Origin of the sequence: Facklamia sp. P12950 (genome assembly GCF_050409465.1) — a bacterium.
In the GTDB taxonomy this organism is placed as follows: Bacteria; Bacillota; Bacilli; order Lactobacillales; family Aerococcaceae; genus Facklamia.
The window spans coordinates 25,921-51,685 of the sequence record NZ_JBNUPK010000002.1 but is presented as its reverse complement, the minus strand read 5'-3'; the positions used below and the strand labels follow the sequence as shown (position 1 = coordinate 51,685).

Sequence of the window (25,765 nt, the reverse complement as noted above, 5' to 3'; positions counted from 1 at the left end):
TTTATTATTTATCAACTTTTAGAGGACGTATCATGCGACCTTGCAGGTCGTATATGTAATCTTGAACTTTTTTACCGTCTCCCATAGCCTCGACTAAACGGTCGCGATAAGGCTCGGCTAATTCATCAAATAAAACTTGCTCATCTTCTAATAAATATTTCTTCCTTAAGGATTCAATTTCTCCTTGACTCCTTAATTTTACTTTCAATGAAGGAAGTTCCTCATCCATCTCCCTTTCAACAATACGATAATAATAATTATTATCCCCGTAAGTGATTTCTAAAGCTCCTGAATTGGTTCGTCTTTCCACAACATCTTTGTAATTATCTTTTTGTAATTCCCACCAAGCTTTTATCCCTCTGAGAGCTTCTGACTCTGTAGCGTAAGATCCATGTTCTTTCACAACATTATCACGACGATTCATCCAATAATTGGTATAAACTTTATGACTCATCTGATCATCCTTTCTAACTTAATTGACACTTTCATTATAACTATAAAGGTAAACGCTTTCAATGATTTTTGATTTTAAGCTCAAATATTTATTATAGAATATCAAAAGGAGGTGTCTTATGCCACTTATAAGCATCAAGGATGCTAGACCTTGTGATATTGACGATATTCAAACAATTTATAAGACTTTATTCAAAACAGTCAGCTAACTTTGGAAAGTCCTGTTCCTTCTAACCAAAAATTTGAAGAAAAAGTCACTCGCTATCAAGAAAGTCATGCCGTTCTTCTAATTCTTATGGATCAAGAGATAATTGGCTTCGCCTATGCCTACCCTTTTTCGCCTCGCAGAGCATATCAACATTCAGCAAATATTGCTATGTATTTATTAGCAGAGCATGATGAATGGACACTTAAAAATTTACTCTATCAAGAACTAGAAAGTCGATTAAAAGCCAAAGGAATCATCAACTTGCTTACATGTCTACCGATTCATCAACAAAATCAGATCGATTTTTAAAAACCTAAAGTTTTATAATCAGAGGAAATTTTCCTAAATTTGAACGCAAATTCGATCAAATTGGGGAATGGGTTTGGCTAAGTAAAGAATTATGATTTAAAAAGCTCGATAAGGACACTTAAATCCGTACCGAGCTTTTTGACTTAATATTTAGTAACTTTCTTTCCACGATAATCAAAGCGGTAATACCCTCGTTCTATTAATTGATCAGCGTATTTTTCCTCTAGATGCAAAATATAGATATTATCGTCCAATGTTGGATCGATAGTTAATTGATAATCTACAGCAGAGAAAAATTTATCTTCATCAATGAGACGTTGAATCATCACTTCAAAAGCACGTTTTACAAATCGGTCTTGAATTTCATTGTTTTTAAATTGAAAAATAGAATAAGTTTTAGCTGGTGGTAATTGAGTATAGGCTTGTTCAAAACTTTCACTGGATTCAATTTTTTCTATCGTTTCGATAGTTGTTGAGATTCTGATTTGATCAGATTCTTGAGATGAAGTAGAACTTTCTTCAACCGTTGTTTGACTAGTTTGGTCAGGCTTGGTCTTAGTGCTTGACTCAGTTATTTCTGTTGTTGAAAGTGCTAAGGAATCAGATGATTCCTTAGCAACTTGAGATTGTATTCCAAAACTTTGACCTGCTTCTTGAATAGAGTCACTTTTTAGCCGTAACAACATGGTAGCTGAGAATAGAATAATCATAATGAAAAACCAGACAATTGGGCTTTTAGGAGTTTTTACTTGTTTTTGTTTGTCTTGCAATGTTACTCTCCTCTGTTAACTAAGCTAGTATGCTCTAGCAAAATCAATAATCTCTTCTACTTTCATAGAAGAATCGCAAACTGTTTCTGTACGATTCGAATCAGCATAAACTAATCCAGGAACTGTGACAACGTTATATTTTTCACGGAACATTTGTGTTCCTTCTAGGTCATTTTGAGTTTGTGAATGTAAGAAATAAACATTTAAATCACTTGTAATCGCAGCTTCCGCTAACTTACTAACAAACAAACGGCAATATGGGCAAGTCTCACGACCTACAAAAATAAGATTCCCTTCTTTTGCTTCTATTAATTCAAAAGCTTCATGACTATCTATTTGCTTAAAGTGCTTAACTGCTTCATTAAAATCATTTATATCCATATAAAACGCCCCTTTCGATTAGGTTTATTATATCGAAAGTTTTTAAATAGTGAAACTAAAATAGATCCTCCTCATTGAAAAGATGATCTTGTATTCGCTTTTTATGCTGAAGCTGTTTAAAGTAGCGGTTAATTAATAAGGCGATTAAGCCAATTATCAATAGAGACCATGCGATATTGAGATAGAACTTTTGCTCACCAGTAGTTGGTAAAAGTTGTGATTTTTTATCATTTGATTGCGTCTTGTCTTTGATATTTTTATCTTTATCAGAGGGTTTAGCTAAATTACTGGCTTTTTTGCCTTTAGTCTTATTGGCTAGTTTGTCTTTTAAGAAGGCTAAATTATCCTGTTTATCCGTTTCATTTGCTATTTGCTTATCTTCTAGTTTAAGTAACCCTCTATCATTTAGGTTCTTTTTGACCTGATCTACTGGCTGATCATGCTTTACATCTTCTTTAGCCATATCTGTTGATTCATTATTAGGCGTTTGAGTTTGAAGTAAGTCTTTTGCCTGATATTCTAATAAATAGCCCGAATCAGCCCCTAAATTAGCTGACCAAGTCTGATTATTCTCATTATATAAAACTAATTTCATTTGATAACGGTCATGAAGTGTTTTAATTTGTTGGATGTTTTCATCACTAATTAATTGATGCTGGTTAAGATAATTTGCAAGATAATGCTTAAGATTTTCAAATAATTCACTATTAATTAGATAAAAGTAATGTAATTGGCTTTCTTTTAGATTTAATAAATTACTATAAACAGCGTGATAAACTTCAGCCTTATTATTTATATAATAATTATTCAAGGCTTGGTAAGCCATCACTTCGATATCAAATAAGCTCAATTCTTTTGCATATTGGTAAGAGGTAAAAGTAAAATCATCTAATACAATCACTTCCTTGTCAGTAAGCTTATTATTTAGTTCTTCAACAGTCATCTTTTTATTAAAAAGATCATAAATTTGTTGAAAAGTAACTTTAGCATAGGCTTTGGGGACAATCTTTTGTAAATAATTATCGATTGAGACGATTAAAGTCGCTAGATCAGAAGCGTCTAATTGCATATTTTCTTGATTGATAAGGTAAGCAGTTGTTGAATAAGGATAAAGCTGGCATTGACTAAGTTGGGCCATTGTTTCCTTACTACTTTGAATTTGATCCCCTAAAGTTTCGTTATCATAGAGTAATTGTTGATATTCTGCTTCTAATTCGGCTTGTTCACTAATATATTGATCCAAAATTTGATTCAACTCTTCAATGTAAGCTTGCCATTCTATAACTGTTTCATCTTGACTGATTAAGGCTAATTGCTCTTGAGCAGATAGGGAAACAAAATCTTGCTGCTCAATTGATAAATTTTGGTAAAGAGTTTCAATGACCTCTTCCAATGCAAGATTTGCCTCGTTCAAGGAATTGCTAGGCCCTTCTTGAATAGAAATAATTTCTTGGTTCAAAATTTGATAGCGTTCATTAATGGCTGTCATGCGCACTTGATTGGCTTCAAATTGATTTTGTAACTCTTTATCTGAGATTATTTCTTGACTATTTGAAGAAGTCAGTGGGGTCTCTCTTAAAAGTATTTGACAAGCTTCTAAAGATACCATATTTTTATCGGTTTGGCTTTTGAGATAAGTCATTTCACCTTTTTGAGCATGAACATTCGGTAAACTGAAACTTTGAGTAAAGAGCATTAAAACAACTATTATCCTTTTCATAATTCACCCAATCCTCTATTTTGTAAGTAACTAGTTGTAAATACAGAATAGAGAGCAAAAAGATGCTATCCTTTATAGAGTTAATCTAAATAAGGTACAAAATCAAGGTCTTTTTCATAGTTAGTGAATCGTTGCTCTACTTCTTCATATAAACGATCACCGTTCCACAGACCAAAGTCTTGAGCCTTTGCTAATGGAATTACTTGATAAAAAGACCATTCTGGATAGCCAACATTATAAGTTGGCATCAATCGCATAGAATCTAAAGTAACTTTTCCATCAACATCCATCTTAAAGGTATACTCTCCAATTCCACCGACTTTTTCATATGCTCTTACTTGGCCGGACAAAAAATTACCATGAGAATACCAAGCACCTTGATGATCGTTAAAACGTTTCATGGGTTGCATAATGTGAGAATGTCCTCCTAGAACAAAGTTTGCTCCTGCATCAATAGCCAATTGAGTTAATCTAATTTGAGAATCAACTGGTAAAAAAGCATCTTCGCCAAATTGATAAATAACGATAGCTACATCACATTGTCTTTTTAAATGTTGAATTTCTAATGGGATAAGTTCTTCATCAATCAGAGTCACTAAGTATCTTTCTTCTTGAGGAATTGGGTTACCATTCGTACCATAAGTATAATTTAAAAATCCTACTCGAATGCCATTTTTTTCAATGATCCGTAGACGGTTGTAATCGTCCCAAGATGAATAGGATCCGACATATTCCATTTTCTTATTTTTAAGAATTTCTAATGAAAGATGCGCCCCCTTAGCTCCGAAATCCATGGTATGGTTAGTGGCGGTTGAAACAATATTTACATCCATCGCTAATAGACTATCGACAATTTGATCTGGAACATTGAAGAAAGGATAAGAAGATACTCCCATTTGATTTCCGGCCACCAAGGTCTCCATATTGGCTGTCGTGATATCAGCATTAGCGACATATTTTGCCACTTCTTTAAACATTGGATCAAATTGATAACTCGTTGAACCAGTTTGGGCACTCCAATAAACACTATCATGTAATAAAATATCGCCAATTGATCGAATGGTTACATATTTTACTTTAGTATCTTCTTTGACTGCTTGAGTTTCTTCAGCCCTAACCTCTTCTTCTGCATAAACTCTCGTAAAAAATGGCTTAGAAATAAAGAGAATCATCCCAAAGAAGTTAATAGCGAACACATACTTCAAAATTCGATTTATTCTTTTCATCACATTACCTACTTTATCTGAAATTTTAAATATATTATAACAAACAAAACCTTCTTACTCTAGCTTCATTGAATTAAAAGAACTTATTTAAATATAAGTTAATTTAGATAATTTTTAGAACAATTTTAACTTCTAAAGATTAATAGTGCTTTTATCCTAATTAAGATATAATAGACATAAGAAGCAGAAAGGAGTTTACCATGTATAAGCAATCGACCAAGAACGCCACTTCGAAATATTTTACCTCCGTCAAGACTAACCACCAACAAATTAAACCCTTTAATCGTTTAGTAACCATTAAAAGGGATCGATCACAAGCTCTACTACGTTTTAATAAGCCAGTTATCCTAACTGAACATAAAGGATTAGCTCTATTAGTGATGACGGATACTCCAGATAAAAAAGAATCCTTTCAATTTTTTATCTTACAAAATGCGGTTCAGCTTAATGCGGGTGTATACTTTAATACACTCTCTCTAACTGCAGAATGTAAACTTTATTTGGAACCCAGCCAAAATGAAGAACCACAAATTATTACTTTAAAAGAAGCTATAAAGGTAGAAAAAGAAATAAAACGCCTTAAAATTGAAAATGTCTTCGGTCTTGATTACCAAGTCTACTCAAGCGGTGAACGGATACTCAACCATCCACAAAATTACTATGAGTTAATTATCGTCGATCAAGGACAAGCTTCGATAGAAGTAAGCTATAATAAGCAGATTCTTTTATCAAAAAATTCCGCCTGGTTAATTTTTCCAGGACAAAAAAATCAAATTGCCTTTAAAGAAGAAGGGATGACTACACTGATTTCCATTTTATTTTCTGGTCAAGGCTTAGCCGAATCGATCGCTCAAAGGCCAATTCATCTTGGTCATCGTCAAATTCAACTTGTAAGTCGCTTGGTCAATTTAGCGGCTATTTCTGAGGATAAATGTCCTTTCTATTATGATGAAATGGTCACAAGTCTCCAATTAATACTTACACAAATTCACAACGGTGAGAATAAAACAGAAACTGAAAGGTCTACCTCCATGCGAGAAAATTATGAAAATGACTTGTTCCAATCAATCATTGATTTTCTCCAAGAGAATGTCGGTCAGCTTCATCAAGTAAATGATCTGGTAGAAGTCTTCAATATTTCTCGCTCCAGCCTCCAAAGCTTATTTAATAAATATACAGGACAAACCCCTAAACAATACATTAACAGCTTACGTTTAAAACAAAGTAAGCTATTAATTCATGAATCTAAAATGACTCTTTCTGAAATCGCTAATGAATTAGGATATGGTTCCATCCAATATTTTTCAAGAGCTTTTTCGAAAGAATTTGGTATTAGTCCTTCTAACTATGCCAAATCAATAGTGAAATAGTTCATTTCTATATAAAGAAATCACTTCAATAGGCCCTTACTAGCTTAAAGGGCCTATTTGTTTTATAATAAATAACAGACATTTTTGAGGAGTGAGACGATGACATTTGACGGATTTTTTACACGAGCTTTAGTAGAAGAGTTACGATCACAATTAAAAGCAGGACGTGTACATAAAATTTACCAACCCTTTGAACAAGAATTACAAATAGTTATACGTGCTAACCGAACCAATCATCGCCTAGCCGCCTCGGTTCACCCGAATTATTTTTCTTTATACTTAACTCAAGAGAAATCAGCCAATCCACAACAGGCCCCTATGTTTTGCATGTTATTAAGAAAATACTTGGAATCTGCCTTCATTATTGATATCAAGCAATATGAGAACGATCGGATTATTGATTTCTATTTTACCGGTCGTGATGAAATAGGTGTTGACCAAGAATACCTGCTAACCTTTGAATTGATGGGGCGACACTCAAATATCCTTCTAGTCGACCAGAATAAACAAACCATTATTGATTGTATTAAGCATGTTCCAGATAGTCAAAACGCTTATCGTTCACTCACTCCAGGAGCAGAATTCAAGCGACCTCCCCGCAACAGACAACAAGTAAACTTATTTGAATTGAATGATTCTCAATTGTTTGAATTTAGTCATCAGAATGAAGCGATTCTAAGAGAAGGGAGAGCCTTCCAATGCGTACAAGGAATGGGAAAACTTCTTGCACAAGAGATTGCTTTTTGGATGTCTGATGAAGGTGGGAATCTATCTAGTTTGGCCAGTTTAGAAAGAGTTAAATCAGCCATTGAATTCCCCTCTCCTACTCTTTATCAAACGGAAAAAAATGTTTATTTCTATGCTTTTAAATTGGCAAATTTACCAGGAACAGAAGTGGCCTTCGATTCTCTTTCCGAATTAATTTATGCATATTCTCACCAAAAGGTTCATTTAGATAGGGTCAAGCAATTATCGGGTAATATTATTCATAAATTAAAGCAAGTGATTGATAAAAATCAAAAAAAATTGAAAAAACTTTCAATTGACCGACATGTTGCAGCAAGTGCTGATGACTATCGCATTAAAGGTGAACTTTTAAATGCCTTTGCCTATCAAATTAATGATAAGGAATACCAGGTGACCTTGGCTAATTTTTATAATAATGACGAGCCAATGGATATCCAATTAAATCCTCGATTAAATGCTGTTGAAAATGCTCAAGTTTACTTTAAAAAGTATCAAAAATATCGGGATGCTCTCAAATATATTAATCGTGAAGAAAGCTTAACCCGCGCTGAGATTGATTATTTAGAAGGTATTTTAGTCCAACTTAAGCAAGCTGATCTTGAAGATGTTGAATCGATTAAGCAAGAATTAATTAATGAAGGCTATGTGGGACAGAAGCCTTCTTCAAGTAAAAAGCGAGCAAAAAACCAATCTAAACCCCGTCGCTTTAAATCTAGTGATGGTGTCATGATTTATGTCGGTAGAAACAATCAACAAAATGACGACTTATCCCTCAAAAAAGCATCTAAAAACCATTGGTGGCTTCATGCAAAGGACATCCCTGGTGCCCACGTTATTATCGAAAGTGATAAACCTAGTGAAGAAACCTTTGTAGAAGCTGCTCAATTAGCGGCCTATTATTCTAAATTTTCACAATCTGCTAATGTGCCTGTTGATTACGTCCAAGTTAAACATTTAAAGAAACCTAACGGTTCTAAACCTGGCTTCGTTATTTATGAAGGCCAAAAAACACTTTATGTGACACCTCAGGCATCTGTTATTAAACGTCTTTCATTAAAAGAATAATGAATTCCAGCCCCCAACTTTAATATAAAGTTGAGGGCTGGAATTCATTTTATTTGTTAAATGCTGCTGTTAATGGAGGAACCACTTGTTTCTTACGTGAAACTACTCCTGGTAAATCAAATTGATGATCTTCAACTTTAGTATTGAAAGCTGCCTCTACAACACTAATATCCGCCCCTACCACCAAACCAATAGAATCGGATTCTAAGACATCCGTAATCACTAGCACATAGAGTTTAAGATTCATTTCTTTTCGCTTATCTTCCATTACTTTTAAAAGATTTTCTTTACGACTTAAAATCTCGTCAAAGCCGATAATGTTTGTCTGACCAATACGAATATTTTGATCGTTCATGACAAAGTTTTTAGCATCCCCATCAACAATTTCCTCATCCGATTGCTTACTAAGATCAGCTCCAGCCTTTAAAAATTCTAAACCATATGATTGAATATCAACTTGGGCTATTTCAGCCAATTTTTCAGCGATTTCCTTGTCTTTTTCGGTTGTTGTTGGAGATTTGAATAACAAGGTATCTGAAATAATAGCAGATAACATCATGCCGGCAATATCTGCTGGAATTTCATAGCCATATTCTTGAAACATCTTATAAAGAATACTGGCTGTTGACCCTAGGGGCTCCGCACGGTAATAAAGAGGCTGAGCTGTATTAAAGCCTGAAATGCGGTGGTGGTCAATGACATAATCAATTTGAACTTGATCAATATCGTCTATTGATTGTTGTGGCTCATTGTGGTCCACTAGAGCAACTTGGCTCACTTCATTAGCAGCTGTATTAATAATTCTTGGTGGTTGGATACCAAATTTTTCTAAAGCAAAAGCTGGCTCACTTGATATTTCACCCAGTGCGACTGCTTCTGCTTGGTGTCCTTCTTGCTTTAAGAAATAGGCAAAAGCGATGGCTGAAGCAATAGTATCTGTATCTGGCTTTTTATGCCCAAAAACTAAGTATTTTGTCATATTTATCCTCCTAAATTAAATTACAGTCTAAGTTTATCACTTTTTAATAAATTTTTGAATCCTTATTGACATAGGATAATTAAAGTAAGTTTTTAAAAAGATAAAAATAATAAATATTTTCAAAAATTTTTACATGATTATTTAGTTAGATTATAGGCTTTTGCTTTAATATAGATTAGCTATATTGATAATACAATTTAATATTATGTTTTTCTACTTATGGTAGAATTATAAAAGAAATAATAAAGGCATGATTGTGTGGATGCGTTTTAACTAGACCTAATGGTCTTATTTTCATTGTTTTATCCATGATCGCAGTTGCGTTATTCTTGCAAAGATACAAAGTTTTTAAATCGTTAGGACCGGTCCTGACTGTTGTTGTAATTGGAATTATTTTTTCTAATACAGGAGTCGTGCCTATCAGTCATAAAGTGTATAGTGCTATAAGTTCACTTCTAGTTCCCGTCCGTATTATTATTTGCATGCTAAGTATGGATTTAGTTGAGTTAAAAAAGTAAAAATCCGGTGATTGCTTTAAGTTCAGGCATTTTATCTCTTATGGTGATTGCAACTATCTTAGCCTTCATTTTTCCCCTTATATGGATGAAGGATAAAAGATCGCTGGGACGTTTGTTGCGACCTACACTGGTGGTACTCCTAACTTAACGACTATTGCAACAGTTTTAGATGCTAGTCATCAAACCATTGCGGCTGCTAACGCGTCAGATTACGTTATTGCTACCCCTTTAATAATCTTTATGCTCGCCGCGCCACCTATGCTTAAAGCTTCAAAAGCTTGGGAAAAGTTTTGGCCTTATCATTTAAGTGAAGAAGAACCTTCAACTAGTGACACGAAAGCATTGATGTCAGATAAAGAGTGGTCCATTAGAGAAACTGCTTAGCTATTAACCATTGGTTTTGGTATAAATATTTTGACTACAGCATTTTCAAAAGCTTACATGCCGGAGACTATTTGGAAGGCTGTTCGTTTAATCTTGTTAACGACCGTTTTATCGGTCTAGCTCAATAATAAACTATGTGCTAATTTAGATTTAGGACTCTTCTTATCCTTAATGTTTTTTCAACTATTAGTTTTGCAGTTGACTGGCAGCAATTTGTAGGTTCTACCTTAACCATGACATTTTAGTTTTTCGAATGTTAGTTGGAGGTTTGACTTTACACTTGTTGATCTGTCGTCTATTTAAGATAGAATATGGATACATGATTCTTTCAATTGTTGGTTGTATCGTCGGTGGTCCAACAGCTTCTCTAACAGCAGCAGCAGCTAATTGGAAGTCTCTTATTGATAGTGGTTTAATTTTAGGAGTTTTAGCAGGAGCTGTAGGTAACTATGTAGGTATTGCTGTCGCTTATTTTACAAAATTCTTAGTTGGCGGTTAATTGATCTAATTACTAATTAGAAAAAATTGCTAAAAAAAATTCTGTAGCCACCCATTAAATTTGAATGGTTACAGATTTTTTTATTATGATTTTAGGTAGCCGGTATATTCTGCACAGCGCAGTATACGGTTGGCATTTTCGACTCTTTCTTTAGTTGGAGGTTCTACACCTTCTAATTTGTATCGATAGCCTAATGCAGTGTATTTATAAACACCCATCATATGGTAAGGTAAAACTTCAAACTTTAAGACGTTATTTAAACTGGCTACATAATCGGATAAACGGTATAAATATTCATCAAAATCCGTTCTTGTTGGAACCAATACATGACGGATCCAGACGGCTTTATTAATATCTGATAAATAGCGTGACATTTCAAGAATATTATCATTTGGATGGCCGGTTAGTTTAATATGGCCTTGACGATCGATATGTTTTATATCAAACAAAAGCAGATCCGTATACATCATCAGTTCTTGAAATTTACTAAAAAAAGGCTCTTCATAAGTGAAAGGCTGGCCACAAGTATCTATGGTTGTATGTACTCCATTGGCCTTACATATTTTGAAATATTCGATTAAAAAATCCATCTGTAATAAGGGTTCCCCACCTGATACAGTGACTCCCCCTTCATTTCCCCAGAAAGCACGATACTGAATGGCTTCATTAAATAAGTCTTGTGGGCTGTATTCCTTGCCACCCGTCATCTTCCAAGTATCTGGGTTATGGCAAAATTCACATCGCATTCGACAACCTTGCATAAAAGATATAAAGCGAATACCCGGTCCATCAACTGAACCAAAACTTTCTGTGGAGTGAACATAGCCTTTAATTGCTTGTGCTACTTCTGACATTTCAATTCCTCCATCTAACTTTTAGAAAAAGGAACTGAAATAAAATTCAGTCCCTTTTTCTGAAGTTTTTAATTAATTGTTTAAAGTTTACATTGAAGCGTGCATTGTACGGTTAATAACGTCTAATTGTTGTTCGCGTGTTAGCTTGATAAAGTTTACAGCATAACCTGATACACGGATTGTTAATTGTGGATACTCTTCAGGATGTTCCATCGCATCTAATAAGGTGTCACGGTTAAAGACGTTGACATTTAAGTGATGTCCACCACTTGTCGAGTAACCATCTAACATATTAGCTAGGTTAGCTTTTTGAGTGGCTTCTTCTTTACCAAGCGCTTTAGGAATAATTGAGAAGGTATTGGAAATACCATCTAAAGCGTACTCATAAGGTACTTTAGCCACAGAAAGTAAAGAAGCTAAAGCACCATGGGTATCGCGACCATGCATTGGGTTAGCCCCTGGTGCAAATGGTTCTCCTGCACGACGTCCGTCCGGTGTATTACCAGTTTTCTTTCCATAAACAACGTTTGAAGTAATAGTTAAAATTGAAGTTGTTTGTAATGAATCACGGTAAGTTTTATGTTTACGAACTTTTGTCATAAAGTTCTTCAATAATTCTACAGCAATTTGATCCGCACGATCATCATTATTTCCATATTTAGGAAAATCTCCATCAATTTCGTAGTCAATCACTAAACCATTTTCATCACGAATTGTTTTAACTTTAGCATACTTAATTGCAGATAGAGAATCTACTGCAACTGAGAAGCCTGCAATACCAGTTGCCATTGTACGAAGAACTTTTGTATCGTGTAAAGCCATTTCTAATGATTCGTAAGAATACTTATCATGCATATAGTGGATGATATTTAAAGTATTTACATATAACTCAACAATCCATTCCATCATATCATCATATTTAGCCAAAACTTCATCGTAATCTAAATATTCAGATGTAATTGGCGCATATTGAGGGCCAACTTGCGCTTTAGATTTTTCATCTACCCCACCATTAATGGCATAAAGTAATGTCTTAGCAAGGTTAGCACGCGCTCCAAAGAATTGCATTTGTTTACCTACACGCATAGCAGACACACAACACGCGATCGCATAATCATCACCATATTCTGGACGCATGATCTCATCGTTTTCATACTGAATAGCAGAAGATATAATCGACATTTTAGCTGCATATTCTTTAAAGGCTTGAGGTAATGATGGTGACCAAAGAATTGTTAGGTTTGGTTCCGGAGCCGGACCTAAGTTTGTTAAGGTATGTAAGAAACGGAAAGAGTTCTTAGTAACAAGTGGGCGTCCATCTAAACCTATACCAGCGATTGATTCTGTTACCCAAGTTGGGTCACCAGAGAATAATTCATTGTATTCTGGTGTACGTGCAAATTTAACCAAACGTAATTTCATCACGAAATGATCAACTAACTCTTGTGCTTCGACTTCAGTCAATGTGCCCTTAGCTAGGTCACGTTCGATATAAATATCTAAGAAAGTAGAAGTACGTCCTAATGACATAGCCGCTCCATTTTGTTGCTTAACGGCAGCTAAATAGCCTAAGTATAACCATTGGAAAGCTTCTTTTGCATTCTCAGCTGGACGTGAAATATCAAAGCCATAAATTTCGCCTAATTCTTTTAATTCTTGTAAAGCACGGTATTGTTCAGTAACTTCTTCACGTAATTGAATCACATCGTTATCCATTGTACCATTTCCGATGTTAGCAAAATCTTTTTGCTTTTCTTCCATCAAACGCTCTACCCCGTATAAGGCTACACGACGGTAGTCACCAATAATACGACCACGGCCATATGCATCAGGAAGACCGGTAATAACACCAGAGCGGCGAGCAGCGCGCATTTCTGGGGTATAGACATCAAAAACACCTTGGTTATGAGTTTTACGATATTGTGTAAAGATATGTTCTGTTTCTGGATCTAACTCATAGCCATAAGCTTCTAAGGAATTCTTAGACATACGAATTCCACCGTAAGGTTGTAAGCTACGTTTAAAAGGAGCATCTGTTTGGAAACCAACGACTGCTTCTTTGTCTTTATCTAAATAACCTGCTTGATGAGAAGTGATAGAAGAAACCACTTTAGTATCCATATCAAGAACGCCACCTGCTTCCCGTTCTTTTTTATTAAGATCCATCACTTGGTCCCAAAGATCTTTTGTATTTTGTGTAGCATCTGCTAGGAAACTTTCATCCCCTTCATATAAAGCATAGTTTTCTTGAATAAAATCACGAACATCGATTTCTTTTTGCCATTTGCTTCCTTGAAAGCCATCCCATGCTTTATTTAATTCGGTTTTATTTGCAATTTCCATTTTAATTCTCCTTTTTTAAAATGATCCGACAATTTCTACACCCATAATATAACACAATAAAAGTTCAATGTAAACAGTTATTGTGAATTATATAATTAGTGTTAAGCTTTACATATCAGTGTTTTGTTAGAAAAAACAAAATAATAGAGTGTATTCTGTGCTCATTGTAGCAATAAGATTATAACAGTTGTTTGCTTTCTGTTTTTTGTTTTAGTACACAGAGTTTTAGTTGTTGATTTTGCAAATAAAAAACAAGCATCTGGTTCAGATACTTGTTTTTTATCTTATTCTTCATCTAACATTTTCAAGCGTGCAGGATGGATGTCTATCACCTTACCTAGTTGATCAAGCTCAACAATCTGACTGCCATTATTCTGGCGTTTACTAATATTGATATCAAAAGCCATCATCTCTAATGATTTACCGGTATCCCCTTGAATAATAATCGGTATATTCCCTTTTTGTAAGGCTAAAGCTTTTAAAATCCGATGGGGGTTTGATTTTATTTCTTTTAGAATGAGCGTTCCAACACTGGCGCGATTAGCACTAGCCAGTTCTTCACTATCCATTCGTTTAAGATTTCCTCGATTGGTTAATAAGAAGACTTGTGGTCTTGAAGCTGCTTGATCGATTAAGAGCATCGATACAAGATAATCATCCTTTTTCAGTTTCATACCTACGACCCCTTGTGCTTTTAGTCCTTGAATTGAAACTTGTTCTAAATCAAACCGTAAACCGTAGGAGCGGTGGGTCATACTGGCGATTTGATAGTTCTTGTCTGCTTTAGCTAATCGAGCTGCTACTAATTGATCGTGGTCATCTTGCAATTTAATTGCAGTCATTGTCCGAGTTTTATAGGATCGATAAGTTGAGAATTCTGATAAGAGGGTTTGTTTAATGCGACCTGCTTGTGTCATCATGACAATTCGGTCTTCACTCGGATTGTCCGAAGCTTTTTGCGCAAACACCGCAATGATGGACTCCTCTTTATCTAATTGATATTGCTGAGACCAATGTAAACCCAGATCTTTCCAACGAATGTCTGGTAATTCGTGAACAGGTAAATGAATATAATTACCTTTAGATGTGATAATCACAATCGCATCATGAGTCGAGAGTTCTTGAACAAATAATGGATAGTCTAAATCTCTAGATCCTAAATCAGTGGAATCGGAAGCCGTAAATGACCTAACCGAAGTACGTTTCAAGTATCCTTCCTTAGTCACAGACACATAGACTTGCTCTTGTGGGATTAAAAGAGTCTTTTCCAAGGTAATTTCTTCCACTTCCTCTTCTAATTGACTCATTCTCAAACTATTAAACTTTTTCTTAATTTCCTTTAATTCCTTAACCAAAACCTTGTCTAAAGTACTGGCATTAGAAAGGATATTCTCGTACATATGGATTCTTTCGTTAAGTTCAAATTTTTCTTGTTGTAGGCCTACAATATCCGTATTAGTTAAACGGTATAACTGTAAGGAAACAATTGCTTCAGCCTGTGCCATTGAAAAATTATATTGTTGGTGTAAATTATCTTTAGCATTGGCCTTGTTTTCAGATTGGCGAATAGTGGTAATTACTTCATCTAAAATAGAAATAACTCGGATTAAGCCATCAACAATATGAAGACGGTCTTGATCTTTCTTAAGAAGAAATTGAGTTCTTCGACGAATAATGTCTTTTTGATGGTCAAGGTAAGCTTGTAACATTTTTTCTAAGGAACAAAGGACTGGTCGACGATCGTGAATGGCTATCATATTGAAGTGATAATTTACTTGTAAATCGGTGTTTTTATAGAGGTAAGCAAGAATTGGTTCGACCTCTACATCTCTTTTTAGTTCAATGACTAATGAAACACCATTAATATCTGAATCATCGCGAACATCAGCAATCCCTTCTAGCTTTTTAGAAAGACGTATTTCATCTAATTTTTGAATAAGTTTGCCTTTATTAACGTCATAGGGTACTTCACTCACAACAATTTGAGACTTACCACCCTTTAATTTTTCAACTTCTAATTTAGATCGAATAACAACTTTACCTTGACCCGTTTGATAGGCTTCTTTAATGCCCGCTTTACCTTGGATAATACCACCCGTTGGAAAATCTGGTCCTGGTAAATACTTCATTAACTGGTCGACACTGATTTTATCGGGATGCTTAATCATATAAATTAAAGCGTCAATGACTTCCCCTAAGTTGTGTGGAGGAATATCGGTTGCATAACCTGCTGAAATACCGGTTGCGCCATTCACTAGTAGATTAGGAAAGCGAGCGGGTAAAACACGAGGTTCTTCAATGGTATCATCAAAGTTCAGAATCCAATCGACTGTTTGAGAATGGATATCTCTTAAGAGTTCCATGGCGATACTTGAAAGCCTAGCTTCTGTATAACGCATTGCTGCAGCTGGGTCGCCATCCATGGAACCATTATTACCGTGCATGTCGATCAAAGGTTGGCGGTTTTTCCAACTTTGAGACATACGAACCATGGCCTCATAAACCGATGAATCTCCATGTGGATGATAATTACCGATCACATTCCCCACTGTTTTGGCTGATTTGCGATAAGCTTTTTCAGCAGTATTTCCTTCGGCAAACATAGCATATAAAATACGTCTTTGAACGGGTTTTAAACCATCGCGAATATCGGGTAACGCTCTATCTTGAATAATATACTTGGAATAGCGACCAAATCGATCACCGATAACCGATGAAAAATTTAATTCTTGGACTCCTTTATTTTCTAGTTCAGTCATTATAAATCACCTCCAAATAAATCAATTTGTCCATTTTCATCCACTAAATCCTTACTTGGATTTTCATTAAGGTCAGTAGACGGCTCTTTTTTTGATAGCTTATTTTTTGTTTTCGCAGATGCTTTTGAAGCTGGGTTTTTAGCCACTAACAAGGCTTCCTTGTCTTCTTGTGCTAGAGAGTGGTTGGTTTGGGTGTTTTCTTTTAATAGAGAATCTTCTTCATCCATGGTAAATTGAACATTTTTTTCAATCCATTTACGGCGAGGATCTACTTTACTACCCATTAAAGTCGATAAACGCTTTTCGGATAACGAATCATCGTCAAGAGTTACTCTTATCAATAAGCGTGAGGAAGGATTCATAGTCGTATGCCATAATTGATCCGCATTCATCTCTCCGAGCCCCTTATAACGTTGTAAGATGTAGCCTGGTCCCACTGCTTTAATTTTTGCTTGTAGTTCTTCATCTGTCCAAGCGTATTCGATTCTTTCATTCTTACCTTTTCCCTTTGATACCTTATATAGAGGCGGCATGGCCAAATAGACCTTGCCTGCTTCAATCAATGGCTTCATATAGCGGTAGAAGAAAGTTAAAAGCAGTACTTGAATGTGAGCACCATCCGTATCCGCATCCGTCATAATGACAACTTTATCATAGTTAGCAGCTTTAATATCAAAATCAGCCCCTACCCCTGCACCAATTGTGTAGATGAGGGTATTAATTTCTTCATTTTTCATAATATCGCTTAAAGATGCTTTTTCAGTGTTGATGACCTTACCTCTTAAAGGCAATATGGCTTGAAATTTACGATCACGCCCTAATTTAGCTGAGCCACCGGCCGAATCTCCCTCCACGATATAAAGTTCATTCTTTGAAGCATCTTTTGACTGGGCCTTAGTAAGCTTACCTGAAATTAAGCGTTCTTGTTGTTTATTAGAGTTAGAAGAACGTGAAGCCTCACGCGCTTTGCGAGCAGCTTCTCGTGTTTGTCTAGCCTTTAAAGCTTTTCTTAAAATAGTTTGCGCCCAATTACCGTTTTCTGCTAAATAATAACCTAAGTGCTCTGTTACAAAAGATTCAACAATGGTACGTGCCTTTGGACTTCCTAATTTGTCCTTCGTCTGTCCTTCAAATTGTAGATATTGCTCAGGAATACGAACCGATACAATGGCTGCCAGTCCTTCCCGGATATCGGACCCTTCTAAATTTTTATCCTTTTCTTTAATCAAACTCATTTTACGACCGTAGTCATTAAATACCTTGGTAATAGCTGTCTTCATGGCCGTTTCATGCGTGCCTCCACCATTGGTACGAACATTATTAGCAAAAGAAAGAATGGTTTCTGAATAACCATCATTATACTGCATGGCAAAATCAATCTCAAAATCTTCTGATTGGCTTGAAAAAGCCACCACATTTCCCATGACTTCTTTATCTTCATTAAGATATTGAATAAAATCTTGTAAACCATCTTCATAATGAAAAGTCTCTGAAATGTCTTTTCTTTGATCATGAATTTCAATGGTAATTCCTTTTAAAAGGAAGGCTGACTCTCTCAGCCTTTCGGAAATGGTTTCATAGTTAATGGCAGAAGATCCAAATATTTTTTCATCCGGCATAAAATGAACACTTGTACCAGTGTCTGATTGATTATTGTGCTTAGTCTTTTTTAAAGAGCTGGCAGGACGTCCGCCCTCTTCAAACCGCATATGGTATTGGTATCCCTCTCGAATAACCGTCACTTCCAACCATGAAGATAAAGCATTTACGACCGAGGCTCCTACTCCATGAAGCCCTCCAGCGGATTTATATCCACCTTGGCCAAACTTTCCACCAGCATGTAATACAGTGAAAATAACTTGAACCGTAGGAACCCCTGAAGCATGCCTACCAATCGGCATGCCCCGGCCATTATCAGTAATGCGAATCGAGCCATCTGCTTCTAAAGACACAACAATTCGATTTGCAAAACCTGATAGAGCTTCATCTACAGAATTATCAACAATTTCATAAATAAGATGGTGAAGGCCCTTTTGATCAGTCGATCCGATATACATACCCGGTCTTTTTCTTACGGCTTCTAGACCTTCTAATATCTGAATGGCATCATCATTATAATTGCTTAAATTCACTTTAGAATTTTTGTTTGCCATTTTCTCACCCTTTTAATGTTATTTAATAAGAAATAGTCATGCGTTTTTTGAATAATCTTTTAACGATAGTATCTATTCAGTATAAAGGCTCTATTTCCCAACTCTATTATCATAGCAGAATAAATCCCGCTTTGACACTTTTGATTTACTTAAAGTTGTTTTGATGCCTAAAAGTCAAAAATATTGCATTTTTATAATTAAGAAATTCGCTTGGTGAAAATTATTCAATCATGTTAGAATGAAGAGAGTAAACTAGGAGGTTAATAAATGTTAGCTATCTTAATGATTATTGTCGGATACTTGGCGGGATCGATTCCCTCAGGTGTCTGGTATTCAAAATATATCCACAATATCGATGTTCGGACCCTCGGTTCAGGCAATTCTGGTGGTACGAATATCGGCAGAAATTTTGGACCGATTGCAGCCATTGTGGTTATTATTGTGGATATTTTAAAGGGCTATCTTCCAGTTTTAATGGCCCAACAGCTCTTAGGCTCGGATAGTGATTTAGCTATTATGCTAACGGCTATTGCTGCTGTTCTGGGACATGCCTATCCAATTTTCAGTCAATTCCGTGGCGGAAAAATCGTTGCGACATCGGTAGGTGTACTATTGGCATTTAACTTTTATATTGCTTTAGCCATGGTCGCTCTCTTTATAACCATTCTCTTATTGACATCAATTGTGAGTATTGCTGCCATGACCTCTTTTTTGCTGGTCGCTATTTGGATTATTCTACGAGAACCTTTAGTATATTCTTGGGGCTTTGCCTTTATGGCTGTTTTGATGGTCTATCGTCATCGAGAGAATATTCAAAGACTGCTTAAAGGAGAAGAAAGTCGAGTGACCTTCGGTTTAAATCCTAGAAAAAAATAAATTAAAATAGCTAAGGCATTTTCCTTAGCTATTTTTATCTTTTTAATTTTATTCACCCTTGAAAAATTCCATCGTCAAATCATGAGTACTGATGGATTGGGGGGCTAAACTATGAATTCCCCGTTTATGCTTAAATAGCTCAGGCTCATTGGCAATATCCGGTAAGCCAGACCATGCTTCTACGGCTAAGAAAGGAGCTCGCTTAGGATAAGGAGACCATAAAGCAACATAGTCAAAGCCAATAGAACGAAATTTAATTTCAACATCATTGATAGCATCCATTAAGATAAGTTCAGCTTTTTCACTCACTTGATAGATTAAGGCATCATTTCTAAATTGTTTGTGACGCAGCTTTTGATTAATCACTTCTGTATACTTAGCTCTTTCTAAGTTGACTAGGCCATCATTATTAGTTTGTAAGAGATAATAATACCCTTCTGGATTTAATTGGTAACTTACTTGATTGAATTCCGGATAATTTCTTCCTACTGTATGTGGGAGATTAAAGGCCGGATGATAACCCACTGAATAATATAAAGGTTTTTCAAGTGAAGGATTATAAACTTCAAAAGTAATTGTTAACTTATGATCATATAAAACATAATTAACCTGAAGCGAAAATTCAAAGGGATAGGATTCTAGCGTGTTTTTATTGTTTTTTAAGTAAAAGCTTGCAGAAGATTCGGTTTGACTTTGAACAGTAAAGGTATAATCTCTAGCAAACCCATGGCGACTCATTTGGTAGAATTTTCCACCATAAAGATACTGATCATCCTGTAGGCGCCCAACGATGGGAAAAAGGATGGGGGCACTGCGAGACCAATAGAAAGGGTCTGCTTGCCAGAGAAATTCATAGTCTGTCTTTAGATCAGTAATTGACTGGACTTCTGCCCCATTCTCAGTTATCTCCACTTTTAAAAAACTATTTTGAATGGTTACCATAGGCTTCACCCATTTCTTTATAAGATATAGTGGCTAAGATCTTGATTCTCAACCTTATCTGCTAATTTATCATCGACGTATTTTTCAGTAATTTCAATTACCATTGGTGTGTCTGCTGCTTCAAATAATAAATCTTCTAAAACTGTCTCAATAATCGTATGTAGGCGTCTTGCTCCAATATTATCTGTATTGCGGTTTAAGGTTTCCGCATAGTAGGCCATTTTCTGAACTGCTTCATCGCTAAAGTTAACGGTCACCTCTTCAGTAGCTAAAAGGGCCTGATATTGGATAAGTAAGGCATTTTTAGGTTCGGTTAGAATTTTAACAAAATCGTCAGCGGTTAAGTCCTGAAGATTGACTCGAATGGGAAAGCGTCCTTGTAACTCTGGAATTAAATCAGAAGGTTTAGCAACATGGAAAGCACCTGATCCCACAAAGAGAATATGATCAGACTTTATAATACCGTATTTGGTTTGAATTTGACTACCTTCAACGATTGGTAAAATATCACGCTGAACACCCTGTCTTGAAACTTCTCCCGATTGATTACTTGAAGAGGCAATTTTATCTAACTCATCAATAAAAATAATACCGTTTTTCTCAGCTAGTTTTAAGCCTTTTTGATGAATATCCTCTTCGTTTACCAATTTGTCTGCTTCGTCTACTGTTAATAACTTAAGCGCTTCTTTGACAGTCACTGTACGCTGAATCATTTTCTTAGGTCTTAAAGCGTTGAGGGATTCTTGCATATCCATCATTTGCTCCATAGCAGGATTAAGTGAGTTTAACTGTAGTTTCTTTTCTTCCATTTCAATAGTCACTTCTTGTTTATCCAACACACCCTCACGAATTTGCTGGCGAATATGACGACGGTTGGAAGCCACTTCTTCCGTCACTTCTTCTTTTTCTGCTTCTACTTCACCACGCATTTGGCGCATAAAAGCTTCCATATCTGGCAAGACGAAGCCACCGGCATTGTTAGGATCTTTTTTTACTTCCTTCTTTTTCTTCTTACCAGGGACTAGTGCTTTAGCAATTCGATCAATTGCTTTTTCACGTGCTTCATCTTCAACCTCTTGGCGCATTTCATCACGAACGATACGAATTGCTTGCTCTACCAAGTCTCTGACCATTGATTCTACATCACGACCAACATAACCAACTTCGGTATACTTAGTGGCCTCCACCTTTAAAAAAGGGGCCTTAATAATCTTGGCTAGACGTCTAGCAATTTCTGTTTTTCCAACTCCGGTTGGACCAATCATTAATAAATTTTTAGGTTTTACTTCATCTTGCATTTCAGCTTCAAGGCGTAACCGTCTTTGTCTATTTCGAATAGCAACGGCTATTGAACGTTTGGCTTCTGCTTGACCAATGATATATTTATCTAATTCTGCAACTAATTGTCTGGGACTTAATTCCATTCTTACATTCTCCTTTAAATCTAGGATTCAAAACTTTCGACCATGATTTGTTTATTAGTATAAACATCAATTTCAGCAGCAATTTCTAGGGCTTGAGAAACGATCTCTTTTGCACTTAATTGCTCACTTGTTCTAAGCATGGCTCTAGCTGCTGCCAAGGCATAATTGCCCCCCGAACCGATGGTTAAAATACCGTCATCCGGTTCGATAACTTCTCCCGTGCCGGATACTAATAAGAGACTTTCTTTATTCATAACGATTAAAAGGGCTTCTAACTTTTGTAAAGAGCGATCTGTCCGCCATTGTTTGGCTACTTCTACAGCTGCTCGAGTTAATTGGCCTTGATGGGCTTGTAACTTCGTTTCAAACATTTCTGACAAGGTAATAGCATCAGCAACTCCTCCGGCAAATCCAATAACCACTTGATCGTTAAAAATTCTACGAAGCTTGCGGGCACCACCTTTCATAATGACCGTTTCTCCCATTGTGACTTGACCATCTCCCGCCATTGCTAATTTATTATCTTTTTTAACTGCACATATTGTTGTCATTTATTCTTCCTCCTGCTTCTTTCTACGAGCTCTCGGATGAGCTTTTAAGTATTCTGATCGCATTTTATCGCCGGTTATATGGGTATATATTTGTGTAGAAGATAAATTCTCATGGCCTAGGAGTTCTTGAACGGAACGTAAATCTGCCCCACGATTTAATAGATGGGTCGCATAAGAATGTCTCAATTTATGGGGATTAATCTTTAAATTAAGCTGACTTTCTTCTACTATTTTTTGCAAAATATGGCGCACTTGATCAGGGTTAATTGCTTTCCCTTTTTCCGATAAGAATAATATATCATTATTTCTTTGATTCTGCATGGACCATTTACTTAATAACTCTTTACGCTCCGTTTCAATATAATCTTTTAAAGCTCGCATAGCTGGATCTCCAAAAGGGACAATTCGTTCCTTATTCCCCTTGCCGAACACACGTAGAATTTGCAAGGAAAAATCAAGTTGGTCTAGTCTTATCTGACAGCATTCTGAAACGCGGATACCCGTTGCATACATCAATTCAAGGATAGCGAGATTTCGCTTGGGATAATCTAAAAGACTAGTTTTAGCTACTTTAATGAGACTTTCAATTTCATTTTCATAGAAAAAAGAGGGTAAATGAGTCTCTTTTGCTTTATAAGTAATTAACTCCATTGGATCTTGGTCAATCCAATGCCGACGCAAACAATAATTAAAAAAAGAACGTAAAGAGGATAATTTTCTGGCAATCGTTTTGGGATTAAGCGAGCGTTCGTTTAGATAGGCTAAATAAAGCCTTAAATCTTGATAGGAAATTTGCTCTAAGCTAACTTCTCCTGAACTTTTAATAAAAAGCCAGAATTGGTTCAGATCTCTTTGGTAGGCGATGACTGTATGTTGAGAATAACGACGTTCGTTCAATAAATAATTCAAAAAATTAATAATCTTATCCTGCATCATTTATCACCTCAATTTCCTCTTTTTTTATTATACCTTTTCTTTGAATTCATAGCCAATTAAGCGCCATATTCAAAATGCAGGCTAAAAGTAAATTTTATAGTTCAGTTAATATTGCTAAATAGATAAAAAACCGAACACTCACAAAACTGTGAAGCATTCGGTTTTAGCTAAATTGATTGAATTAAAGAAGTTTTTTTAAAATTCGCTTAGCTTTCTATGGCTTCAGTATAATCACAAGAAGAACATTGAACTTGCTTGCCTTTACGAGATTTCTTTTCGATAAGATACTCATTACATTTTGGACAATTACGACCGATTGGTTTGTCCCAAGAAACGAATTCACATTCTGGATATCTTGAACACCCATAAAATATCCGGTTCTTCTTCGATTTTCTTTCGATAATTTCGCCCTCTTTGCATGTAGGACATTTTACACCAATTTCTTTGACGATGGCTTCAGTATGACGGCATTCTGGAAAATTGGAGCAGGCATAAAACTTACCATAGCGACCAATTTTGATGACCATTGGATTGCCACACTCTGGGCAGTCAAAACCAGCTGGTTCATTTTTTATCTCAATTTTTTCCATCTCTTCTTCTGCCTTGTCTAAATCTTTAGCGAAAATCTGATAAAAGTCATTCAGAACTTTCTGCCATTCTACTTTATTTTCCTCGATTTGGTCAAGTTTATTTTCCATCCCAGCTGTAAATTCAGAATCAACAATATCTGGAAAGTAAATTTCCATCATGTCATTGACAATTTCTCCTAGTTCTGTCGGCGTAAAACGTTTAGCTTCCATTTTAACATAGTAGCGTTTACGCAAAGTTTCTAAGGTTGGTGCGTAAGTGGAAGGTCGCCCAATCCCCAACTCTTCAAGCATTTTAACTAGGCTGGCTTCATTATAGCGTGCTGGTGGTTGAGTAAAATGCTGACTTGGATCAATCTTTTCAGCTGTAACTGCATCTCCTTCTTTCAAAGCTGGCAGATAGTTATCTTTATCTGATTTACTTGGATAAACTTTCAAGAAGCCTTCAAATTTAATGCGTGAACCATTCGCACGAAAGAGAACATCATTTTGAATGATATCTGCTTTAATTGTATCATAGACGGCATTTGACATTTGTGAAGCCACAAAGCGTGCCCATATTAAAGCATAGAGACGGAATTGGTCCTTAGTTAATGAATCTTTAATCGATTCGGGTGTTAAACTGACATTTGAGGGACGTATAGCTTCATGAGCATCCTGAGCCCCTGCTTTATTATTGACCTTATGTCCTGCTCCCAAATACTGCTCACCATAGGTATCTTTAATAAAATCTCCTGCCATCTTTTTGGCTGTTGGTGAAATTCGAGTCGAATCGGTACGCATATAAGTAATCAAGCCGATGGTATTACGACGAATAGATATGCCTTCATAAAGCTGCTGAGCAATCATCATGGTTTTGCCGGTACGGAAATTCAAACGATTGGCAGCATCTTGCTGCAAGGTAGAGGTAGTAAACGGTGCATTGGGCTTACGAAAACGTTCTTTTTCAGTAATTGATTGAATATTAAATTCACCTTTAAGGTCAAGACGTTTCATAACTTGATCAACTTGCTCTTTATTCTTGAGCTCAGTTTTTTTACCGTCTAGTCCATAGAATTCTGCTTCAAATTTCGACCGTCCTTTTTTAAAGTTCGCTGGAATTTTCCAATATTCTTCTGGTTTAAATTGGCGGATTTTCTTTTCACGGTCAATAATTAGTTTTAAAGTGGTCGATTGAACACGCCCTGCTGATAAACCACCTTTAATCTTCTTCCATAATAAAGGTGAGATAGAATAACCCACTATTCGGTCTAAAATTCTTCTTGCTTGTTGAGAATCCACTAAGTCTTGATCGATTTGTCGTGGTTGCTTAAATGCTTCTTTAACCGATTCTTTAGTAATCTCATTAAATACTACACGGTTAGCCGCTTGCGGATCTAATTTTAATAGATAGGAAAGATGCCAAGCAATTGCTTCTCCTTCACGGTCCGGGTCACTTGCTAAATAGACTTTTTCAGCCTTATTGGCTAATTTTCTAAGCTCCTTAATGGTATCGCCTCTGCCCCTAATTGAAATATAATGCGGTTCAAAATTATTTTCTAAGTCAATGCCCATTCGTGATTTCGGTAGATCTCTGAGATGACCTTTTGAAGCAACGACTTTATAATTTTTGCCTAAATATTTATCAATGGTTTTGGCTTTGGTTGGTGATTCGACTATGACGAGATATTTATAGGCCAAGTAACAATCACTCCCTTTCTTATTCCTTTGC

At 35.8% G+C, this 25,765-nt stretch carries 21 protein-coding genes; 6 read left to right on the top strand and 15 right to left on the bottom strand.

Going from position 1 to position 25,765, the window contains the following annotated elements:
* Window positions 1-4: 4 nt before the first annotated feature.
* The gene (locus ACQV2Q_RS02245) at window positions 5-454 is read right to left on the bottom strand and encodes a hypothetical protein (protein WP_428873394.1); all 450 of its coding nucleotides are present in this window, start codon (window positions 452-454) and stop codon (window positions 5-7) included.
* Between the two features lie 210 nt (window positions 455-664).
* Between ACQV2Q_RS02245 and ACQV2Q_RS02240 the strand changes: the two genes are divergently transcribed.
* Window positions 665-970 carry an N-acetyltransferase family protein gene (locus ACQV2Q_RS02240; protein ID WP_428881778.1) on the top strand — a complete coding sequence of 102 codons (306 nt, stop codon included), beginning with the start codon at window positions 665-667 and terminating at the stop codon, window positions 968-970.
* A gap of 143 nt (window positions 971-1,113) precedes the next feature.
* Here the strand turns inward: ACQV2Q_RS02240 and ACQV2Q_RS02235 are convergent, their stop codons facing one another.
* The 4 genes from ACQV2Q_RS02235 to ACQV2Q_RS02220 all read right to left on the bottom strand — a co-directional run bounded on the left by ACQV2Q_RS02235 (window position 1,114) and on the right by ACQV2Q_RS02220 (window position 5,067).
* Window positions 1,114-1,740, bottom strand: coding sequence for a hypothetical protein (locus ACQV2Q_RS02235; RefSeq protein ID WP_428881777.1), 627 nt, complete (start codon window positions 1,738-1,740; stop codon window positions 1,114-1,116).
* A gap of 24 nt (window positions 1,741-1,764) precedes the next feature.
* Window positions 1,765-2,121 carry a thiol reductase thioredoxin gene (locus ACQV2Q_RS02230; protein ID WP_428873397.1) on the bottom strand — a complete coding sequence of 119 codons (357 nt, stop codon included), beginning with the start codon at window positions 2,119-2,121 and terminating at the stop codon, window positions 1,765-1,767.
* A 55-nt stretch (window positions 2,122-2,176) separates the two neighbouring features.
* Window positions 2,177-3,841, bottom strand: a complete 1,665-nt coding sequence (locus tag ACQV2Q_RS02225; protein ID WP_428881776.1) for an LPXTG cell wall anchor domain-containing protein — start codon at window positions 3,839-3,841, stop codon at window positions 2,177-2,179.
* An 80-nt stretch (window positions 3,842-3,921) separates the two neighbouring features.
* Entirely contained in the window at window positions 3,922-5,067 is a 1,146-nt protein-coding gene (locus ACQV2Q_RS02220) for a CapA family protein (protein WP_428881775.1), read from the bottom strand.
* A gap of 200 nt (window positions 5,068-5,267) precedes the next feature.
* Between ACQV2Q_RS02220 and ACQV2Q_RS02215 the strand changes: the two genes are divergently transcribed.
* Both ACQV2Q_RS02215 and ACQV2Q_RS02210 read left to right on the top strand, forming a co-directional pair.
* A complete protein-coding gene (locus ACQV2Q_RS02215) occupies window positions 5,268-6,437 on the top strand; it encodes a helix-turn-helix domain-containing protein (protein ID WP_428873400.1) in 1,170 nt (389 codons plus the stop codon).
* A gap of 99 nt (window positions 6,438-6,536) precedes the next feature.
* Complete coding sequence (locus ACQV2Q_RS02210; protein ID WP_428873401.1) at window positions 6,537-8,249, top strand: Rqc2 family fibronectin-binding protein; 1,713 nt, start codon at window positions 6,537-6,539, stop codon at window positions 8,247-8,249.
* Window positions 8,250-8,298: 49 nt separating this feature from the next.
* Here the strand turns inward: ACQV2Q_RS02210 and ACQV2Q_RS02205 are convergent, their stop codons facing one another.
* Entirely contained in the window at window positions 8,299-9,228 is a 930-nt protein-coding gene (locus ACQV2Q_RS02205) for a manganese-dependent inorganic pyrophosphatase (RefSeq protein ID WP_428873403.1), read from the bottom strand.
* Window positions 9,229-10,004: 776 nt separating this feature from the next.
* Here ACQV2Q_RS02205 and ACQV2Q_RS02200 point away from each other — a divergent pair.
* Together ACQV2Q_RS02200 and ACQV2Q_RS02195 are read left to right on the top strand one after the other, a co-directional pair.
* Complete coding sequence (locus ACQV2Q_RS02200) at window positions 10,005-10,130, top strand: hypothetical protein (RefSeq protein WP_428881774.1); 126 nt, start codon at window positions 10,005-10,007, stop codon at window positions 10,128-10,130.
* Between the two features lie 253 nt (window positions 10,131-10,383).
* A complete protein-coding gene (locus ACQV2Q_RS02195; RefSeq protein WP_428881773.1) occupies window positions 10,384-10,629 on the top strand; it encodes a DUF819 family protein in 246 nt (81 codons plus the stop codon).
* 83 nt (window positions 10,630-10,712) lie between these two features.
* On the opposite strand, the gene pflA is transcribed toward ACQV2Q_RS02195, so the two are convergent.
* The 4 genes from pflA to parE form a co-directional block, all read right to left on the bottom strand.
* Window positions 10,713-11,483 carry a pyruvate formate-lyase-activating protein gene (gene pflA, locus ACQV2Q_RS02190; RefSeq protein WP_428873406.1) on the bottom strand — a complete coding sequence of 257 codons (771 nt, stop codon included), beginning with the start codon at window positions 11,481-11,483 and terminating at the stop codon, window positions 10,713-10,715.
* 87 nt (window positions 11,484-11,570) lie between these two features.
* Window positions 11,571-13,826 carry a formate C-acetyltransferase gene (gene pflB / locus ACQV2Q_RS02185; RefSeq protein WP_428873407.1) on the bottom strand — a complete coding sequence of 752 codons (2,256 nt, stop codon included), beginning with the start codon at window positions 13,824-13,826 and terminating at the stop codon, window positions 11,571-11,573.
* A gap of 284 nt (window positions 13,827-14,110) precedes the next feature.
* Entirely contained in the window at window positions 14,111-16,585 is a 2,475-nt protein-coding gene (gene parC, locus ACQV2Q_RS02180; RefSeq protein ID WP_428876251.1) for a DNA topoisomerase IV subunit A, read from the bottom strand.
* The gene (gene parE / locus ACQV2Q_RS02175; protein ID WP_428881772.1) at window positions 16,585-18,738 is read right to left on the bottom strand and encodes a DNA topoisomerase IV subunit B; all 2,154 of its coding nucleotides are present in this window, start codon (window positions 18,736-18,738) and stop codon (window positions 16,585-16,587) included. The genes parC and parE overlap by 1 nt, the downstream gene beginning before the upstream one ends.
* Window positions 18,739-19,005: 267 nt before the next feature.
* On the opposite strand from parE, the gene plsY reads away from it, so the two are divergent.
* Window positions 19,006-19,614, top strand: coding sequence for a glycerol-3-phosphate 1-O-acyltransferase PlsY (gene plsY, locus ACQV2Q_RS02170; RefSeq protein WP_428873410.1), 609 nt, complete (start codon window positions 19,006-19,008; stop codon window positions 19,612-19,614).
* A gap of 48 nt (window positions 19,615-19,662) precedes the next feature.
* On the opposite strand, the gene ACQV2Q_RS02165 is transcribed toward plsY, so the two are convergent.
* From ACQV2Q_RS02165 to topA, 5 genes are all read right to left on the bottom strand, one after another.
* Window positions 19,663-20,556, bottom strand: coding sequence for an aldose 1-epimerase family protein (locus ACQV2Q_RS02165; RefSeq protein WP_428873411.1), 894 nt, complete (start codon window positions 20,554-20,556; stop codon window positions 19,663-19,665).
* Window positions 20,557-20,573: 17 nt separating this feature from the next.
* Window positions 20,574-21,980 carry an ATP-dependent protease ATPase subunit HslU gene (gene hslU, locus ACQV2Q_RS02160; protein ID WP_428876253.1) on the bottom strand — a complete coding sequence of 469 codons (1,407 nt, stop codon included), beginning with the start codon at window positions 21,978-21,980 and terminating at the stop codon, window positions 20,574-20,576.
* 20 nt (window positions 21,981-22,000) lie between these two features.
* The gene (gene hslV / locus ACQV2Q_RS02155) at window positions 22,001-22,531 is read right to left on the bottom strand and encodes an ATP-dependent protease subunit HslV (RefSeq protein WP_428873413.1); all 531 of its coding nucleotides are present in this window, start codon (window positions 22,529-22,531) and stop codon (window positions 22,001-22,003) included.
* A complete protein-coding gene (xerC, locus tag ACQV2Q_RS02150; protein ID WP_428873414.1) occupies window positions 22,532-23,464 on the bottom strand; it encodes a tyrosine recombinase XerC in 933 nt (310 codons plus the stop codon).
* Between the two features lie 209 nt (window positions 23,465-23,673).
* Window positions 23,674-25,734, bottom strand: coding sequence for a type I DNA topoisomerase (gene topA, locus ACQV2Q_RS02145; protein ID WP_428873415.1), 2,061 nt, complete (start codon window positions 25,732-25,734; stop codon window positions 23,674-23,676).
* Window positions 25,735-25,765: the final 31 nt, after the last annotated feature.